This window comes from Halopiger goleimassiliensis, assembly GCF_000455345.1.
GTDB classification, from domain to species: domain Archaea; phylum Halobacteriota; class Halobacteria; order Halobacteriales; family Natrialbaceae; genus Halopiger_A; species Halopiger_A goleimassiliensis.
On the sequence record NZ_HG315690.1, the window covers coordinates 1,354,486 to 1,372,546 of the forward strand.

Annotated in this window: 17 protein-coding genes; 9 read left to right on the forward strand and 8 right to left on the reverse strand. The window is 67.2% G+C overall.

Going from position 1 to position 18,061, the window contains the following annotated elements; translation table 11 throughout:
• Nucleotides 1–32 precede the first annotated feature (32 nt).
• Both TX79_RS06655 and TX79_RS06660 read right to left on the reverse strand, forming a co-directional pair.
• Nucleotides 33–620 carry an NUDIX hydrolase gene (locus TX79_RS06655; protein ID WP_049926571.1) on the reverse strand — a complete coding sequence of 196 codons (588 nt, stop codon included), beginning with the start codon at nucleotides 618–620 and terminating at the stop codon, nucleotides 33–35.
• Between the two features lies 1 nt (nucleotide 621).
• Nucleotides 622–1,122: a DUF7109 family protein gene (locus TX79_RS06660; protein ID WP_049926573.1), complete on the reverse strand. Its 501-nt coding sequence runs from the start codon at nucleotides 1,120–1,122 to the stop codon at nucleotides 622–624.
• A 205-nt stretch (nucleotides 1,123–1,327) separates the two neighbouring features.
• Here TX79_RS06660 and TX79_RS19605 point away from each other — a divergent pair, with 205 nt between their 5' ends.
• Nucleotides 1,328–1,498 carry an HVO_0758 family zinc finger protein gene (locus TX79_RS19605; RefSeq protein ID WP_195892469.1) on the forward strand — a complete coding sequence of 57 codons (171 nt, stop codon included), beginning with the start codon at nucleotides 1,328–1,330 and terminating at the stop codon, nucleotides 1,496–1,498.
• Between the two features lie 62 nt (nucleotides 1,499–1,560).
• On the opposite strand, the gene TX79_RS06665 is transcribed toward TX79_RS19605, so the two are convergent.
• The 3 genes from TX79_RS06665 to TX79_RS06675 all read right to left on the reverse strand — a co-directional run bounded on the left by TX79_RS06665 (nucleotide 1,561) and on the right by TX79_RS06675 (nucleotide 4,201).
• The gene (locus TX79_RS06665; protein WP_049926575.1) at nucleotides 1,561–2,745 is read right to left on the reverse strand and encodes a DHH family phosphoesterase; all 1,185 of its coding nucleotides are present in this window, start codon (nucleotides 2,743–2,745) and stop codon (nucleotides 1,561–1,563) included.
• Between the two features lie 57 nt (nucleotides 2,746–2,802).
• Nucleotides 2,803–3,690 carry an SDR family oxidoreductase gene (locus TX79_RS06670; RefSeq protein WP_049926577.1) on the reverse strand — a complete coding sequence of 296 codons (888 nt, stop codon included), beginning with the start codon at nucleotides 3,688–3,690 and terminating at the stop codon, nucleotides 2,803–2,805.
• Nucleotides 3,691–3,772: 82 nt separating this feature from the next.
• A complete protein-coding gene (locus TX79_RS06675; protein ID WP_049926579.1) occupies nucleotides 3,773–4,201 on the reverse strand; it encodes a DUF5791 family protein in 429 nt (142 codons plus the stop codon).
• A gap of 102 nt (nucleotides 4,202–4,303) precedes the next feature.
• Between TX79_RS06675 and TX79_RS06680 the strand changes: the two genes are divergently transcribed.
• The 3 genes from TX79_RS06680 (at nucleotide 4,304) to sppA (ending at nucleotide 7,902) form a co-directional block, all read left to right on the forward strand.
• Entirely contained in the window at nucleotides 4,304–5,386 is a 1,083-nt protein-coding gene (locus TX79_RS06680) for a tubulin/FtsZ family protein (protein WP_049926582.1), read from the forward strand.
• Between the two features lie 403 nt (nucleotides 5,387–5,789).
• A complete protein-coding gene (locus tag TX79_RS06685) occupies nucleotides 5,790–6,671 on the forward strand; it encodes a coiled-coil protein (RefSeq protein ID WP_049926583.1) in 882 nt (293 codons plus the stop codon).
• Between the two features lie 235 nt (nucleotides 6,672–6,906).
• Nucleotides 6,907–7,902: a signal peptide peptidase SppA gene (gene sppA, locus TX79_RS06690; protein ID WP_049926585.1), complete on the forward strand. Its 996-nt coding sequence runs from the start codon at nucleotides 6,907–6,909 to the stop codon at nucleotides 7,900–7,902.
• Between the two features lie 33 nt (nucleotides 7,903–7,935).
• On the opposite strand, the gene TX79_RS06695 is transcribed toward sppA, so the two are convergent.
• Nucleotides 7,936–11,322 carry a hypothetical protein gene (locus TX79_RS06695; RefSeq protein WP_154660469.1) on the reverse strand — a complete coding sequence of 1,129 codons (3,387 nt, stop codon included), beginning with the start codon at nucleotides 11,320–11,322 and terminating at the stop codon, nucleotides 7,936–7,938.
• 168 nt (nucleotides 11,323–11,490) lie between these two features.
• Between TX79_RS06695 and TX79_RS06700 the strand changes: the two genes are divergently transcribed.
• The 5 genes from TX79_RS06700 (at nucleotide 11,491) to TX79_RS06720 (ending at nucleotide 17,230) form a co-directional block, all read left to right on the forward strand.
• Nucleotides 11,491–12,939 (forward strand): DUF373 family protein, encoded by a 1,449-nt coding sequence (locus tag TX79_RS06700; protein WP_049926588.1) that lies wholly within the window; start codon nucleotides 11,491–11,493, stop codon nucleotides 12,937–12,939.
• Between the two features lie 49 nt (nucleotides 12,940–12,988).
• Entirely contained in the window at nucleotides 12,989–13,714 is a 726-nt protein-coding gene (locus tag TX79_RS06705) for a diphthine--ammonia ligase (protein WP_049926589.1), read from the forward strand.
• 977 nt (nucleotides 13,715–14,691) lie between these two features.
• On the forward strand, nucleotides 14,692–15,636 hold the full coding sequence (gene dapA, locus TX79_RS06710) for a 4-hydroxy-tetrahydrodipicolinate synthase (RefSeq protein WP_049926590.1): 945 nt from the start codon (nucleotides 14,692–14,694) through the stop codon (nucleotides 15,634–15,636).
• On the forward strand, nucleotides 15,633–16,397 hold the full coding sequence (dapB, locus tag TX79_RS06715) for a 4-hydroxy-tetrahydrodipicolinate reductase (RefSeq protein ID WP_049926592.1): 765 nt from the start codon (nucleotides 15,633–15,635) through the stop codon (nucleotides 16,395–16,397). The genes dapA and dapB overlap by 4 nt, the downstream gene beginning before the upstream one ends.
• Entirely contained in the window at nucleotides 16,394–17,230 is an 837-nt protein-coding gene (locus tag TX79_RS06720) for a 2,3,4,5-tetrahydropyridine-2,6-dicarboxylate N-succinyltransferase (RefSeq protein WP_049926594.1), read from the forward strand. Before dapB ends, TX79_RS06720 begins: the two co-directional genes overlap by 4 nt.
• Nucleotides 17,231–17,367: 137 nt before the next feature.
• On the opposite strand, the gene TX79_RS06725 is transcribed toward TX79_RS06720, so the two are convergent.
• A complete protein-coding gene (locus tag TX79_RS06725; RefSeq protein WP_049926595.1) occupies nucleotides 17,368–17,709 on the reverse strand; it encodes a type II toxin-antitoxin system PemK/MazF family toxin in 342 nt (113 codons plus the stop codon).
• Entirely contained in the window at nucleotides 17,706–18,056 is a 351-nt protein-coding gene (locus tag TX79_RS06730) for a hypothetical protein (protein ID WP_049926597.1), read from the reverse strand. Before TX79_RS06730 ends, TX79_RS06725 begins: the two co-directional genes overlap by 4 nt.
• Nucleotides 18,057–18,061: the final 5 nt, after the last annotated feature.

Consider the following 18,061-nt stretch of genomic DNA (forward strand, 5'->3'; position numbering starts at 1 on the left):
CGGGCGGCGTCGCTTCGTGCGGGTCGATAGTCTCAAAGGCCCTCGTCGTCAGCCGATTCGGGCGGTTCGAAGTCTGTCGTCAGCTCGAGCAACTGCACCAGGATCCGGCCCGTCGCTCCCCAGACGGTGTAGCCGTCGACGTGGAAGTAGTGAACGACGATGTCGCCGTAGTAGGGGTGATCCCGGCGCTCGTACTCGAAGTTCGTCGGATCGAGCAGCCCCGACAGCGGCAGGGCGACGATCTCGGCGACCTCGCTGTCGTCGCGCTCGTACTCCCTGTCGGGCACGTGGCCGACGAACGGCGTGACGGCGTACTCCGTCACCGTCCGAATGTCGTCGAGTTGGCCCACGATCTCCGCCTCGTCGGGCCGGAGACCGATCTCCTCGTTGGCCTCCCGCAGCGCGGTCTCGAGGATCGTCTCGTCCTCCGGTTCGGCACCGCCGCCCGGGAAGCTCATCTGGCCAGGGTGTTCGCCGAGGTGGTCGGCCCGGCGCGTAAAGAGGAGGTGGTCCTCCCCGTCACGGTCGACGATCGGCGCGAGGACGGCCGCGTCGTAGGGCTGATCGTCGATCTCGGCCGGCTCGTAAGCCGCGACGGGGTCGAGATTCATCCGGGCCATCTCACTCGAGTCGCTCCTCCAGACGGTCGCGTTCGGCCGCGACGTCGACCGGTGCCCACGCCTCGAGGTCGTAACTGACTTCGAGCAGGTGCCGACAGCGCCCCTCGTCGCCGTTTTCGACGGCCCGCTCGACGTCGTCGCTGAAACGCTTCCGGGCGGACTCGCCGAGCGACTCGCGGTCGAACCGCCGCCGATCGACGTCGAGGATGTGAGGGACGTCCTCTGCCCCCTCCGGAAGCGTCGGGAACGCCGCCGGACCGGCGACGAACAGCGGCTCCGAGTCGACCGACAGTTCGTCGTCCGAGGCGACCTCCGCCGCCTCGCAGGCCACGAGGGCGTAGGACTCGAGCGCGTCGTCGATCGCCTCCTCGAGCGCCGATTCGCCGACGGTCCCGCCGTCGACCCGGAACGCGGCCTCATCGAGCGCGCGCTCGAGTTCCGACCGCGTGAGCCCGCCGAAGAGATCGACCACGCCTGCCAGTTCGTCGGCGGTCACGTTCATGGGCCGGTAGACGCCCGCCGGGGAGATTAATCAACCGGATGCCGTCGGCCGAACGGCTACGGGTGACCGTCAACCCGGACCGAAGCCGTCGCTGGGAGGTCGGACCTGGCGACGGGGACGCCGGCCCGCACGTATAATTTCAGTTACAGCACAGCGCTCGATAACACCCTGGTCTTTTTCTCCCCCACCTTCCAATAGGGCGAACATGAAATCCGTCCGGAAGGCACTCCGCGAAGGAGAACTCGACAAGGACACCTACGATCGACTCGTCTGTGCCGAGTGTGAGAAACCGCTGAAGACCGAGAACGACCCGGACGAGATCAAGACCGTTCGCATCTGTCCGGAGTGTAACGGCGAGTGGAAGGAGATCAGATAAGCGATCGAACCCGCGTAACTCCGGGCCGGTCCAGCGAGCGATCGGCCCGGAATCGCCCGGCGTCAGCGCTCGCCGGCCATCGCCGAAAAGAGCCGTTCTTCGAACTCCTCGTCGTCGATGCCGTCCGACGGACCGATGCCGCGCATGTGATCGACGGATAGCTGACCGCCACCCATCCGAGCGTGGCCCCCGGCGTTCGCCATCGGGATGTCGCTGACCGCGTGCCGGAGCGTCTCGCCCATGTGGACGCGGTCGTCCCGCGAGCGCCCGGAGAGGTGGATCGTCCCGTCTTTCTTCCCGTAGACGACCACCGCCGTGACGCCCTCCAGGTGCATCAGTTCGTCCGCGGCCTGTGGAATCGCGTCGGTGTTTCCTACCTCACCGACGTCACAGACGGCGAACGAGCCGTCGACGCGTTTCTCGGTAATCGCCGTGGCCTTGACCTGTAACACGTCGTCGCTGACCTGCGGGTTGGCGATCCGTTCGAGCAGGTCCTCGTCGATGGCGTCGTACAGCACCGCCGCGGCCTCGAACTCGGCTCTGGAACAGCCGTTCGTCAGGTGGTCCGTATCGGACTGGATGCCGTAGATCAGTCCCGTCGCCAGTTCCGGCGAGAGGACGGGGTCGCCCTCGTCGTCCGGTGTCGACGCGCCGACCTCCTCGAGGTACTCGACGAATATCGTCGACGCCGCGCCGTACTCCGTTCGAACGTCGGTAAAGCGCGTCCCGGTCCCGTTTCCGGGGTGGTGATCGACGACCGCGACCGGCTCGACCGTCTGAGCGCCGGTGAACCCTCGCGGCGTGTTGTGATCGACCAGCACCACCGCGTCGCAGGCCAGGTCTGAACTCGACTCGACGCGCTCGAGGTCCAGATCGAGCACCGTCCGGAACGCACGGTTCTCCTGGTGGCGGATCTCCCCGGCGAACTGCAGCGTCGCGTCGGTGTCGACGGCATCGGCGATGGTCGCGACCCCCATCGCACACGCCATCGCGTCCGGATCCGGGTTCGGATGCATCAACACGGCCACCTCGTCGTAATCGGCGAGGATCCGTTGCAGGCGAACGCCAGGCGGGCGACGGAACCAGCGAACGAGCCACCAGCCGCCGACGAGGGCGGCCGCGACGGCCACCACCAGCAACGAGAGGACGAGGGGATCGAGCGACTGGAGCGTTTCGACGACGGCGTCGGCCGTCGACGCGCCCGTCTCGACGAACGTGAGGGTCGCCGAGACGTCCGGTTCGTTCATACCGGACAGTCTTATCGGACCAACATGAAATTTCCGCCGCGTTTTCCGAGAACGATACTACCTCGAGTAGCCCTCGATAGCCGCGTGATAGCCCTCCCGGAAGGTCGGATACGCGAACTCGTAGCCCAACTCGCGGAGCGTCTCGTTCGAACAGCGCTTGCTCGTCAGGATCCGCCGGCGGGCGGCCGCCGAGAGGTCGTCCGCCTCGAGCCGCTGGGCTTTCGTCCGTTTCGGCGGCGAGTCACGACCGCACTGCTCGGCCAGCCAGTCGGCGAACGCCCACTTCTCGACGGGTTCGTCGTCGACCACCTGGACGACCTCGTCGCGGGCGAGGCCCTCCTCGAGGAGGTAGCGGACCGCGCCGGCGGCGTCGTCGCGGTGGACCATGTTCAGGTACCCCTCCGTGACCGGCCCCTCGAGGTAGCGCTCGAGCCGATAGCGGTCGGGGCCGTAGAGGCCGGCGTAGCGGGCGACGGTGCCCTCGAACCCGTACTCGGCGGGGCGCTCGAGCGCGACGCGTTCGGCCGCGGCGAGGGCCTCGGTCTTCTCGGTCGTCGGCTCGATCGGCGTCTCCTCGTCGACCCAGTCGCCGTCGTGATCGCCGTAGACGCCCGTCGAGGACGTGTAGACGAGCCGGTCGGGCACCTCGTCGCGTTCGCCGAAGGCGTCGACGGCCGTCCGGAGGCCCTCGACGTACACCTCGCGGGCGGCATCGGCACCCCGACCGCCGCTGCTCGCGGCGAAGACGACGGCGTCGACGTCGGGGACGGCCGACAGGGACTCGCGATCGGTCACGTCGGCCTCGACCGCCTCGAGACCCGCTTCCGAAACGCGCTCGAGGCCCTCGTCGGAGCGGCGGACACCGATCACGTCGTGGCCCCGGGAGTGGAGCTGTCGGCCCAGTTCGAGGCCGACGTAGCCACAGCCCAGAATTGCAACCTGCATATCGGGGTTCGTGGGGGAACAGGCATAACGGCACCGCTCGAGGAGAGATTCCGGAGCGGACCGAGAACGGCGGACCGTCGCGTCAGGGCATCTCGTCGGCGATCACGTACTGGACGTGGACGAACTCCTCGAAGCTCATCGGGGCGCGCCGTTCGATCTTCTGCTGGATCTCCTTGGCGTCCATCTCGATCGCGAGGTCGCTCTCGAGGGCGTCGACGTCGAGGACGGCCGACGACATCCCGAGCAGGAGGTGTTCGGTGGCCATCGTGACGATCGTCTCCGGATCGTCCGGCGCGCCGTCGGCCAGCGACTGGATCTGTGCGGCCTCCTCGAGGGTCAACGCGGGCGAGTCGCCCGCGCCGAGGGCCTCGAGGCGCTCACGATCGACGTCGGTCGCGTCGGCGACGGCCTCGAGACCGTGCGATTCGACGACCGCGGCCAGTTCCTCGTCGTACTCCCGACGCAGCTCCCCGGGCGACTCCGGCGCACGTCTTCGCTGTTCATGGAACATATCCGGACCCACAGCGGTCGCCCACAAGTGGATTACCCTTCGGCGACCGGAAGGATCGAACCCACCGCAACCTTCAACTTCGGCCACGCGCATGGGATCTCTATGAAAGTCGCCCTGATAGGCGTAGGGCAAGCCGGTGGGAACGTCACCGAGCGCCTCGCTCGGTTCGACGCGGACATGGGCTTCGGAGCCGTCCAAGGTGCCCTCGCCGTCAACTCCGCGGAAGCCGACCTCCAGTCCCTCGAGTTCGTCGACACGCAGTTGATCGGTGCCGACCGCGTCAACGGCCACGGCGTGGGAGCCGACAACGAACTCGGCACCGAGATCATGGACGCGGACATCAACCAGGTGCTTTCCAACCTCGACGGTCGCGTCACCTCCAAAGCCGACGCGATCTTCGTCGTCGCCGGCCTCGGCGGCGGGACGGGCAGCGGCGGCGCACCCGTACTCGTCCATCACCTCCAGCGAGTGTACGACGTCCCGATCTACGCGCTCGGCGTCTTGCCGGGACGTAACGAGGGCGCGATCTACCAGGCCAACGCGGGTCGATCGCTGAAGACGCTGGCCCGCGAGGCCGACTCGACGCTGTTGATCGACAACGACGCCTGGCACGAGCAAGGCGAGAGCGTCGAGGACGCCTTCGAGCGCATCAACGGCAAGATCGCTCAGCGAGTCGGTCTCCTCTTTGCCTCCGGCGAGGCCGTCGACGGCGTCGGCGAGAGCGTCGTCGACTCGAGCGAGGTGATCAACACCTTGAACGCCGGCGGCCTCTCGGTGCTGGGCTACGCGAGCGAGACCGCCGCCGAGGACAGCAGCGACAACCTCCGGACCGTGATGACCGTCTCCCGGCAAGCCCTGCTGACGGGGGCCAGCATGCCCGACGTGACGAGCGCCGACGCCGCCCTCCTGGTCGTCGCGGGTCGACCCGAAGCGATCCCCCGCAAGGGCGTCGAGAAAGCCCGGCGCTGGCTCGAAGACGAGACCGACACCATGCAGGTCCGGGGCGGGGATTTCCCGCTGGATACCGATCGCCTCGGCGCGCTCGTGTTGTTGGGCGGGGCCGAACGCTCCTCTCGCATCGACGAGTTCATGGAACGCGCACGCGAGGCGAAGCGCGCCCAAGAAGACGAACGCGACGATCCGGCCGACCAGCTCACCGACGAGCGCATCGAGAACCTCTTCTGAGGTCGCGGGGTCTGCTCCCGCGTCCGCGTACCCCCCTGGACGACCCGCAGGTCGCCGACGGGAGCGGCTCCGCCACGGGATGGCGGAGCCAGTTTATATGTCCCTCGAGCGTCCGTGTGAGTTGTCGACACGCGGGACGGAGCGCCTGCGAACTGTTTTCAGGGGTCTGTCGATCGGTACATTTAAATTACAGGCGACAGTAGTAGCCGGTACCAGACGCCACCGGGGCGCGTATCGCTCGACGATCGATGACAGGAAATCTTATTCACCGAGGTTTCGCAGATCGTGAGCGGTCGCTGTCTTCGACGGATCGCACGGGTCGAGGGCCCGCTCCCGGGCTCGTCGGCCGCCGACGTCGGTCCGTCGATGTTCCGGTGCGGTATGGCACAGAGGTTTGACTAACATGGTAGACGAATCGAAAAACATCGAACTGACAGAGGACGACCTAGAAAACAAATCGAAAGGGCAGCTCATCAAGAAGGCCGGTCAGCTCCGCGATCGGCGCAACGAGCTGAACCAGATGGCCTCCGAGCGGGCCTCCAAACGCGACGAACTCAACGCCAAGACGCGCGAGAAAGTCGACGAGGCCCAGGAGCACCGCGAGAAGCGCGACGAGTTAAACGAGCAGGTCCAAGAGCACAAGGAAAAGCGAAACGAGCTCAACGCGAAGGCCAACGAGCTGTTCGACAAGGTCGAGCAGCTCAAGTCGGACATGGAGCTCGACGAGGGGAAAGACCTAGAAGAGCTCGAGGAGGAGATCGAGGAACTCGAGTTCAAACAGCAGACCGAGGTCCTCTCGAGCGAGGAGGAGCAGGAGCTCATCGAGAAGATCGAGGCCAAGCGCGAGGAGTACGAGGAGCGCAAACAGAAGCTCGATCAGAACGAGGACTTAGAAGAGCTCGTCGAGGAAGCCGAAGAAGTCCGTTCCGAGGCCTCCAAACACCACCAGAAGGTGACGGAGCTCGCGGACAAGGCCCAGGAACACCACAACCAGATGATCGAGGCCTACCGCGAGGCCGACGACATCCGTGACGAGGCCGACGAGATGCACGAGAAGTTCGTCGAGGCCCAGGAGGCCGCCGACCGTCATCACGAGGACTTCGTGCGCGTCCAGAAGCGCCTGCGCGAACTGGACAAGAAAGAAGAGGAAGAGCGCAAGTCCGAGCGCGACAAGAAGAAAGAGGAGGCCAAGGAAGAGGCCGAGGAGATCTATCAGAAGTTCAAGGAAGGCGAGACCTTAGACACCGAGGACCTGATGAAGCTCCAGAAGACGGGGCTGCTCTAGCGGTCGTCCACTCGATTCGTCTCCACGCGGTTTTTGCGGGAGGCGGGCGACAGGTGATCGCGACTCGAGAGTGACACGTTTGCGCTCGAGCGCGTAGTCGACGCTACCTCGATCGATCAGCGATCGCTCCGCGACGACACGCCGCGGGCTCTCGAGGACGACACCGCCAGCCTGGCGAGCGACGATATTAACAGGGCGGCACACACAGCGTTCGACATGTCTCGAGGTGAGGCCCGTGGTTGAGGCCCGCGGGATCGGACGACTCGTGATCGTACTGGTCGCGACGGCGGCCTTCGCTGCCGTCGGCTACGCGCTGTTCGTCTACTATCCGGAGAGCGTAACCGACCTGCTGGGCGTTCTCGTGGCGCTCGCGGTCGTCGGCATCGGCGCGCGAATCGGCAGCAACGTCGCCGGCTCGCTGTTCCCGGGCTACGACGTCGCCGAAGTCGCCGTCGAGGGGCCGATCACGCGCGACGGCGGCGGCGGACCGGTGCCCTCGAGTCCGCGGTCGACGCCGGCCGACGACGTCGTCGAACAGATCGATCGGGCCGACGCGGACGGCAACGTCGACGCGTTACTGTTGAAGCTGAACACGCCCGGCGGCGAAGTGGTGCCGAGCGACGACATCCGGCTGGCGGCCGAGCGGTTCGACGGGCCGACGATCGCCTACGCGACTGACACCTGCGCCAGCGGCGGCTACTGGATCGCCAGCGGCTGCGACGAACTGTGGGCCCGCGAGGGGTCGATCGTCGGCTCGATCGGCGTCATCGGCTCGCGGGTCAACGCCAGCGACCTCGCCGAGAAGGTCGGGCTCTCCTACGAGCGCTTCGCCGCCGGCGAGTACAAGGACGCCGGCACCCCGCTGAAGGAACTCGAGGAGGACGAACGGGAGTACCTCCAGGGGATCATCGACGACTACTACGAGACGTTCGTCGAGCGGGTCAGCGACGGACGCGACCTAGACGCGGAGTTCGTCCGCGACACCGAGGCCCGGATCTACCTCGGCGAGCAGGCCCACGAGCTGGGACTGGTCGACGAACTCGGCACCCGACGGGACATCGAGGACGAACTGGCGGACCGGCTCGAGCGCGAGAAGGTGGCCATCGAGGAGTTCGAGCCCGAACGGCCGCTGATGGCTCGCGTCGGTGCCGGCGCGCAGAAGGTCGCGTACGCCTTCGGTGCCGGGATCGCCGGCCTCGCCGCGGAGCGGGAGTTCCGGCTTCGAACGTGAGCCGTCGCTCCGACGGCCACGAGCGACTTCGGCTTACGGCGGACTGGCGTCCGGTTCTTCGACGGCCAGCGCCCACCCCTCGAGCCACTCGCGCAAGCCGGTGTCTGGAACGTCTAGGTCGTGATAGTTGACCTCGAGGTCGGGGAAGCCGCCGACCTCGTCCTGGTGTCCGACCCAGTACTCGTAGGGGTCGTCGAGTCGATCGTTGCCGGCGCGGGTTTGGATCTCTGCGACGATTCGCTGGTCGTGGTAGGTTCGGTCCGCGGGGCGAGCCCCCGCGTACTGGAGGTTGTGTTCTTCGACCTGTTCCGCGGCGAAGACCTCGAGCCCGTCGGGCCACAGCGGCGGTTCGGACTCGCTGTCGGAACTCGCGAAGTCGGTGTCGTCGAGCGGCGGGTCGGCGGTGTAGTTGTCCTCGACGTAGACCGTGCCGCCGCCCTCGAGGATTTCGTCCTGATCGTCGGTCAGCCCGGTGTAGCCGTTGCCGACGAAGGTGGTGACGGCCGAGCTATCGATACTGGCCGACTCGTCGAAGAAGTACGTGAAGTTGTTGACGACGACCGTCTCGGTGTCGTCTTTGAGCCGCGGGATGCGGCCGCGGGCTTTCGCCCAGACGTTCCCCGCGAGGAACGCCTCCTCGTTGCCGTCGCCGATCAGCGTCGCGTAGTTGTGATCGGTGGATTCGCCGTAGGGATCCCACAGCCCCTCGTAGACGAGACAGTTGATCATGGAGTTGCGCTCGCCGTAGTAGCCAAGCGACATGCACTCGTCGGTCCCCCAGGAGGCGGTGACGTGGTCGAAGACGGTGTTCGTGGCGTCGTTGTCCGTGTTGACCGCGTCGTTGCTCTGGACGTCGCCCGCCTCGGAACCGGGGCCGTGCCGGGAGCGGATGTGCTGGATCACGCAGTCGTCGGCGTCGACCTGGAACTGGCCTTTGACGAACGTGATCCCCGGCGACGGGGCCGTCTGTCCGGCCATCCAGCACTTGTCCTCCGAAATCTCGAGCGTCTCGTCCTCGATTTCGATCGTGCCGCTGCACTCGAAGACGATCACCCGGGGACCCGCCGTCTGGACGGCGTCTTTGACCTGCCCGTAGTCGGGTTCGGTGATCGTGATGACCTGGACGTCTTCGCTCTCGAGCCACGGCGCGGGCGTCGAGAAGCCGTCAGTGTAGTCGAAGTGCGAGCCGCCGGAACCGACGGTGTCGCCTGCCTCGGTCTCGAAGGTCCGCGTCTGGCCGGTCGCGACGTCGCCGTCGTCGGCCTCGGCGACCGCGCGGTACTCGTACTCGGTCTCGCCCGAGAGCCCGAAGAGCGTCCCGTCGAACGCGCCGGGCTCCTCGAGCGTCGCGGGGCTCGAAGCGTTCCACTCGTCGTCATCGTCGGCCACGCGGTACTCGAAGAAGACGTCCGCCGTCTCGGCCTGGCCGCCGATGGCCTCGAGCGTGCCCGACACCGTCGCGGAGGTGGCGTCGATCTCCGTCGGGTCGCCGGTCGCGACGGCCGGCTCCGTGTCGGATTCGGCGGTGGTAACGGTCGCGATCGAGCCGGTGTCGACGTCGCCGTCGCTGGCGGTGACGGTCGCGCGGAACTCGTACTCGGTCTCGCTCGAGAGGTCGGTGACGGACTCGGTGAACGGACCGGGTTCGGTCACCGTCTGACCGCTCGTCGCCGCCCACGAATCGGCACCGGCTTCGCGGTACTCGAAGGCGACCTCGGCCGACGGGGCCTGCCCGAGCGACTCGAGCGTGCCCGACACCGTCGCGCTCTCGGCGTGGACGTCCTCGGCCGAACCGGTCGCGACCAGCGGCTCCGTGTCGGTGTCGCCGCCGTCGTTCCCGGAGACGCTGCCGGCGACCTCGACGTTCCCGATGTCCTGGTTGTGCGTCGGGGAAACGCCGCCCAGTTCGGAGAACGCCGCGGCACAGAGCGTCCCCGGGTTGTGACTGGTGACCGCCAGTCCGAGGTAGCCGCTCTCGTCGGGATCGATCACGTCGGTCGAGAGTTCGGCCATGAGCGTCCAGTCCTCGCCGTCGTCAGAGCCGTACGCGAGGAACGCGTCGTCGGTGCGGACGAGCCGCTGGTAGTCGGCGACCATCGTTCCGCCCGCGATCTCGCGCTCGCTCTCGCCGGCGTCCGACGTCAGACTCGTCGACTCGCTTCCCGTCTCGGGACGCCACTGGACGGAGGTGTCGTGGCCCGGGGTCTTGCGGACCATCACGTTCGTCGCGTCGGCCTCGAGCGACTCGCGGAACAGCAGGCCCGCCTTGGCGTACTCGTCGGTGTCCTCGAGGGCATCGACCCGAACGGTTGCGTCGAAGTCGCCGCTGACGTCGGCGAAGTAGTAGTGGCCCTCGTCCGCCTCGTTCCAGATGTCGGCACCGGCACCCTCGACGACGATGCCGTCAGTCTCCGCGGCCGCGGTCTCGAAGGTGTTCGTCGATCCGACGTCGCTGTCGCCGTCGCTGGCCTCGAGGACGGCCCGGAACTCGTAGCTCGTGCCGGGCGCGAGCTCCGAGACCTGATAGCTGACCGTGCCGGTCGAGGAGAGCGTCTGCTCGGGCGTCGACTGCCAGCCGAGCGCGCCGCTGGCGCGGTACTCGAAGGAGACGGCGACCTCGTCGGCACCACCGAGGTCGTCGACGGCCCCGCCGAGACTGGCCGACGCTTCGGTGACGTTCGATGCCGAGCCGGTCGAGACGACGGGATCGGTGTCGCCACCGCCACCCCCACCGCCGGTTCCGTCCTCGGTGGAGACGCTCCCGGAGACGTCGACGTCGCCGATATCCGTGTTGTTCGACGGCGACAGCCCCGAGAGGCTCGAGAACTGCGCCGTACAGAGCGTCCCCTCGTCGTGGCTCGTAACCGCGAGGCCGACGTACGCGCTGTCGGCGAAGTCGATGGTTCCCGCCGAGGGCGATATTTCGGCGATGAGCGTCCAGTTCTCGCCGTCGGTGGAGCCGTAGGCACGAATCGTGTCGTCCTCGCGGACGAGTCGCTGCCAGTCGGCCGCCATCGTGCCGCCTGGAACCTCGCGCTGATCCTCGCCCTCGTCCGACGTCGTACTTTCGGCCTGGTCCCCGTCGTCCGAGCGCCACTGGAACGAGGTCCCGTGGCCCGGCATCTTGCGAATCATCGCGTGCTCCTCGTTCGCCGCCAGCGACTGGCGGACCATCAGTCCCGCCTTGGCGTACTCGTCGGTGTCCTCGAGGGCGTCGACGCGAACGGTGACGTCGAAGTCGCCGTCGACCTCCTCGTAGTAGTAGTGGAACTCGTCGTGGTCGTTCCAGATGTCGTACCCGCCGCCCTCGACGGCGACCGTCGTCTCCGCTGCCGCGGTCCCGACGGCCCCCGTCGCGAGCGCGCCGAGACCACCGGCACCGATCGTCTGCAAGAACGTGCGCCTGTCTTGGCCTGTCATTTTAACTCCAGCTATAGTTAATTACTACATGAGGATAAAATTATTGCAATCCACTATACTAAATTACTGGTGTGATCGGCGCATGGAACGATTCGTCGGTCGCGATCTCGACGGTCGTCGGGCAAACGAGTAAGTGGTTTTATCGTCACACAGCGAGGAACGGAAACCGTGACCACGCTGGTCGTCTGTCTCGACCGGACCGACGACGTCGGGCGCAAGACCGGACTCCGGTCGCCCATCGTCGGCTGGGAGGCAGTCCGAGCGCTCGTGACGGACATCGGCCTGGCGGATCCGGAAGACTCCGGGGTCAACACCCTCCTCGAGGGGCTTCGCGTGGCCCAGGACCTGCGCGACGACGACGAAGAAGCCGTCGTCGCCGTCGTCTCCGGGGACCGCGAGTCGATGGTCTCGGCGGACAGAGCCGTCGCCCGCCAGCTCGACGAACTCATCGCGGAACACGAGCCGGACTCGGCGATCGTCGTCATCGACAGCGCCGAGGACGAGCGGCTCGTGCCGGTCGTCGAGAGCCGCGTCCGCGTCGACTCGGTCGACCGGGTCGTCGTCCGCCAGGCCCGGGACATCGAGTCGACCTACTACCTGCTGAAGCAGTTTCTCGCCGACGAGGAACTCCGACAGACCGTACTCGTCCCGATCGGGTTGACGCTTCTGGTCTTCCCGATGCTGGCGACGGTCGTCGGGCCGGCCGAGGGAGCGGCCGCGATCACGACCGTCATCGGCCTGTTCCTGCTGTACAAGGGCTTCAGCGTCGACGAGATCATGACCGGCGTCGCCCACCAGGCCCGCGAGGCACTGTACTCCGGACAGGTGTCGGTCGTCACCTACGTCGTCGCCGCCGGGCTGACGTTCGTCGGCCTGTTCGCCGGCGCGCTCGGGATCTCCAGCCTCGAGAGCCAACCCGGCGTCGTCGTGCCGGCGACCCAGTTCGCGTTCGAGGCGGCCCCCTGGTTGGCCGGCGCTGCAGTGACCACAAGCGCCGGGCGACTCCTCGACGAGGTCATCGGCGATGACGCGATCCGGAGTTCGTACCTCAACCTCCCCTTTCTCCTGCTCGCCGTCGGCCTCGTCGTTCGGGGGTTCTCCGGCTACTTCCTCGCACAGCAAGGCGTCCTCGATCCGATCGACATTCCGCCGATCGAACACGGCGTCATCTCCATCGAATCGTTCCAGATCACGGCTGGCGAGCGACTGGCGCTGTACGTCGCCAGCGCGCTCGTCGTCAGCCTCGTCGGTGCCCGCGTCGCGTCGTACTTCAGCGCGAGCGGGGACGACGCACCCGAAACTGATGGCTCGAGCCCGGACGACGACGGCCCCGGCGTCGCGAGCGAGGTGACCGACGGCGGCGCGGCGGCCGAGAGTGACGGACCCGACGCCGAAGTCGAGACGTACGCCGATCCGACTGCCGAGGCCGAGCCCGACGCCGAAGTCGAGACGTACGCCGATCCGACTGCCGAGGCCGAGCCCGACGCCGATCCGACTGCCGAGGCCGAGCCCGACGCCGAGCCCGAACGACCACAGCCCTCGGCCGCTGCCGAGGACGGCACCGTCAGCACGCACGGCGAGGACCGCGAGCAGGACTCCGACGTCCCGCCCCGGTAGGACGGCGACGACTCGTCACGCCTTTAGTTCCGACCCGCCATGACAGCCCATGAGCGACGCTGACGGCGCGTGGGTGAGCCTCTTTTCCGGCGGCAAGGACTCCTCGTGGGCGCTGTACCGGGCCCTCGAGACGGGAAAGGACGTCCGACGGCTCGTCACCGTCCACCCGGGCGAGGACTCGTACATGTATCACGTCCCCGCGACTGACCTCGCGGGGCTTGCCGCCGAGAGCATCGGCATCGACCTGCTCGAGGTCGATCCGGGGGACTTGGCGGCCGACGACGCCACCGACTCTGGGGAACAGGGCGACGACGAACTCGAGCCGCTCGAGGCCGCACTCGCGGAGTTAGGTCGTGACCTCCAGGGCGGCATCGCCGGCGTGACGGCCGGTGCCGTCGAGAGCGAGTACCAGACCAGTCGCATCCAGGGGATGTGCGACCGCCTCGACTGCGAACTGTTCGCCCCGCTGTGGCAGGAAGATCCCCGGGAGTTGGCCGACGCGATGCTCGAGGCCGGCTTCGAGATCGAGATCATCCAGGTCGCGGCTCGCGGCCTCGACGAGTCCTGGCTCGGCCGGACGCTCGACCGCGAGGCCATCCGTGACCTCGAGTCGCTCAACGAGGAGTACGGCGTCCACCTTCTGGGAGAGGGTGGCGAGTTCGAGACCCTGGTCGTGGACGGTCCGCACATGGACCGCCGGATCGACCTCGAGTACGAGCACGAGTGGGACGCGACGCGCGGGCAGTTGCGGATCACGGACGCCCGACTCGAGTAGGCGTACGGGGAAGGGGTCAGATAAGTACCGGGTGTGGAGTTATCGCAGAGCGATTGTGGATAGCGACTGACCGAGTATCGGAAACTGAGTCGAGAACACGGTGAAAGCCCCCGGCCGTCTCGAGTCGGGGGCCTCGCTGCGCGCTTCGCTCACTTCGTTCGCTCCAGTGCTTACGTCGTCCACCTTCCTCGAGACGGCCGGCCCCTTTCAGTCCCACCCACGTCCTCACCCTCCCCAGCCGGCTCTCTCACTCCGTTCGCTCGCCCCTCGCGACGCAGCGAGCCGTCCTCGCATCTGCTCACGGCTCACTTCCTTCGCCGTTCGCGTTCCGAGGTGCTCCCGTTGGTCGCACCTCGCTTTGCTCGGACGGCTCACCAGCGCGCCAGGGCCGGGAGCGCGGAGCCGGGCGACCCGGGGAAGGGGAGGCGTCTCTCCTGGTGGACTGAAAGGGCGAGTCGTGCGTGGCGGCGCAGCCGCCACGTTTTCGGTTGTCGGCGAAGCCGACAACCCATGTCGCGTTCATATAGTCGCCTCAGCGACCCCTATCCGCGCTTGCGCGGATATGTCGCTGAGCGACCGTGACAGCGACGAGGGCTTTCGAGGTGTTCGATTCCCCCCGTGAGCCACTGCAGTCGGACGAAGAAATCCCCACCTCGAGTATGGCGCGATAACTCCACACAGGTACGTAACGACACCTCGAGCGAGCGATCGTCTCCTCGAGTCGAAGTCACAACGGATAAGTCCGTTCACGATCGTTTGCCACATATGATCCGCGTCGCTCGGTCGACGGTCGTCCGTGGCGTGAGCGACGCGTGCGCTCGTTTTCCGAAACGTAAACGAGTCTGAGTGCGCTCGTGGCGGGAGTGGCACCCCCGTCCCGGGCGCGGTTCGGCTCGCCGCGTTCGATCGACGATTACACTACGATCGCTGCCGGTCGACCGGACGATCGACACTGCGACCACGCACCCACACCACCCATGACCGAACTCGACCTCGAGGGCGTGTTCCCCGCGATGTGCACGCCCTTCGACGACGACGAACGCATCGACTTCGAAACGCTGCAGGAGGACGCCCGACGGCTCGAGGCCGCGGGGGTCGACGGCCTCGTCCCCGTCGGTTCGACGGGCGAGTCGGCGACGCTGACCCACGACGAGCACGTCCAGGTCGTCGAGGCCGTCATCGACGCCGTCGACGACGTCCCCGTCATCGCGGGCACCGGCTCGAACAACACCCGCGAGGCGCTCGAGCTCTCCGAGCGCGCGGCCGACGCCGGTGCCGACGGCTTGTTGCTGATCTCGCCGTACTACAACAAGCCCGAACAGCGCGGCCTGATCGAACACTACCGGACGGTCGCCGACGCCGTCGACCTCCCCCAGATCGTCTACAACGTCCCCTCGCGGACGGGTCGCAACATCGAACCGGACACGGCCGTCGAACTGGCCAGCCACGAGAACGTCGCCGGCTACAAGGCCGCGAGCGGGGACCTGGGCCAGATCGGCGAGATCGCCGAACGCACGCGCGACGAGGAGTTTGCAGTGCTGTCCGGCGACGACGCGATGACGCTACCGATCATCTCCGTCGGCGGCACGGGGACGATCAGCGTCGCCGCGAATATCGAACCCGAGCGGACCTGTGCGATGGTCGGTGCGGCGCTGGACGGCCACTACGAGCAGGCCCGCGAACTCCACCACGAACTCGGGCCGCTGTTCCGGACGCTGTTCCTCGAGACCAATCCGATCCCGGTCAAGGAGGCCATGCGGATCCGGGGCTACGGCCCCGCGACGCTGCGACCGCCGCTGTCCCGGCTCTCGGAGGAGTACCGCGACGAACTCGAGGCCGTCCTCGCCGACCTCGAGGACGACCCCGCCGTCGCCGGGGACGCGCTCCCGGACGACGCGCCGACGACGGAGGGCGATCGATGACGCGGGTCGGGGTCACCGGCGCGACGGGACGGATGGGCCGGGCGGTCCTGCGGACGGTCGCCGACCGCGGGGACTGCGAGGTCGCGTTCGCGGTCAACCGCGATCCCGACGCCGACGTCGTCGCCGGGGTCGAGGTCCGGCCGGCCGCCGAGTTCGCCGACCTGGTCGTCGACGCCCGGCCCGACGCCGTGGTCGACTTCACCGGCCCGGAGTCGGCGCTCGAGTACGCCGCGGCCTGCGCCGAGGCCGGCGTCGCCTTCGTCACCGGGACGACCGGCTTCGAGGAGGGCGAACGCGAACGCCTCGAGAGCTACGGCGACGAGATTCCGGTGCTCCACGCGCCGAACTTCGCCCGCGGCGTCCAGGCGCTGGTCAACGTCGTCGGCGACGCCGTTCGCAATCTCGAGGGGTACGACGTGGAACTCGTCGAGACCCACCACAACGCGAAACGCGACGCCCCCAGCGGGACGGCGAACCGGCTGCTCGAGGAGATCGAAGCCGCCGGCGACTTTCGCGAGCGCAAGCACGGCCGCGAGGGGTTCGACCCGCACGAAGAGGGTGAGATCGGCGTCCACGCGCTGCGCGCGGGTGATATCACGGGCGAACACGAGATCGTCATCGCGGGCAACCACGAGGAAGTTCGCCTGACCCACCGCGCCGAGGACCGGGGCGTCTTCGCCGCCGGCGCGGTCGACGCGGCGGTGTGGATCGCTGGACAGAAGGCGGGTCGTTACGAGTTTGCGGACGTGATCGAGGCATGAGCGCGCTACAGAGCGAGATCGAGGAGCTGTGGGGACGGTACCGAAACGACGAGATCGACGCCGAGACGGCCGGGGCCGACTCCCTGGACACGCTCGAGGCGTTCCTCGAGGCGCTCGAGGAGGGCGAGATCCGCGCCGCCGAGAAGTCCGGCGGCGAGTGGGAGGCCAACGAGTGGGTCAAGCGGGGCATCCTGCTGAACTTCGGCCTGCGCGAGAACGAGGCCTACGAGTACGGCGGCGTCGACCACTACGACGTCCTGCCCCTGCGCGAGACCGGGGACCTGGGCGCTCGCGGGACCCGGAACACGCCCGACGGGACGACGATCCGCCGCGGGGCCTACCTCGGATCGGACTGCATCATGATGAGTCCCTCCTTCGTCAACATCGGGGCCTACGTCGGCGACGGCACGCTCGTCGACTCCTGCGACACGGTCGGCTCGTGCGCCCAGATCGGCGAAAACGTCAAACTCGGCGCGAACACCCTCATCGGCGGCGTCCTCGAGCCGGTCGAGAACGCGCCGGTCATCGTCGAGGACGGCGTCTCGCTGGGCGCGGGCTGTCGCGTCACGTCGGGCTTCGTCGTCCGCGAGAACAGCGTCGTCGGCGAGAACACCCTCCTGACGCCGCGCATCCCGGTCTACGACCTCGTCGAGGAGGAAGTGATCTACGGCGAACTGCCCGCCGAGCGCCGCGCCTTCACGCGGTTCGTCGAGTCCTCCGTCAGCGACCACGATCTCTTCGAGGGCGGGGCCTACAAGCCCGCCGTCGTCGCGACCGACCTCGAGACCGAGACGCTCGAGGCGACCGAGCGCGAGGACGCGCTCCGGGAGTAACACGGGGAGCACCCCCAGAATGTGGCGACGTTCTGATACGTATCGGTGTAGCGTGTTCCGGTATCACCCGACGCTCGAACGAGACAGCGATCACCGGTACAGTATCGGGCGTTACCGGGTCTTGTCCGGCGGTATAATCAGCGGTGTTCGAGACCGATATACGAACCGAGCCGTCCGACGACCTCGTCGACCAGCCGTTCGTCGAGGACGCCGAGTTCGCGATCGACTCGAGTCGCTTCGACCGATGCGACGGCCCACGGAAGGATCGAACTCTCTTTCGGGAGGCCGCCGTCGATGAGATCGTCGTCGTCGATCGGCACGCGCTCGTCGTACCACGTTTTCGTCGAGAGCGTAAGTGCGATGTATTGGTCGCCGTGAAACGGCGTCTCTTCGGTGCCGACGATAAGCCAGGGGCGACTTGCTTCGTCGCCCTTGAACGGATCGTCCGCGAAGACGATCGTTCCCCGGTCGTACGTCATTCCGTCGCTCGCTCACTCGCCTCGATCCACTCGTCGCGATCCTCTTCGCCGTAGAGTTGGTTGAATCGCTGGACCGTCCGATGGAACTGGTGCGCACGTCGAAGCCGTTCCGTGTCGTCCGTGATAGCCCAGTACGAACCCTTGTGTCGAACGAGGTCCCGTTCTTTCAGCCGGTTGAGGACTGCCGAGATCGAGTTCTCGTTGACGTCCGCTCGCTCGGCGATCGTCGCTGCCTTCCACGCCTTATCCCTGTTCTCGTAGAGGAACCGAAGGACTCGTTCCGCGTTACTCGGCTCCTCGAGTTCTTCGGGAGTGCGTTCCTCGAAGTCCTCGATATCGATCGACATATGCG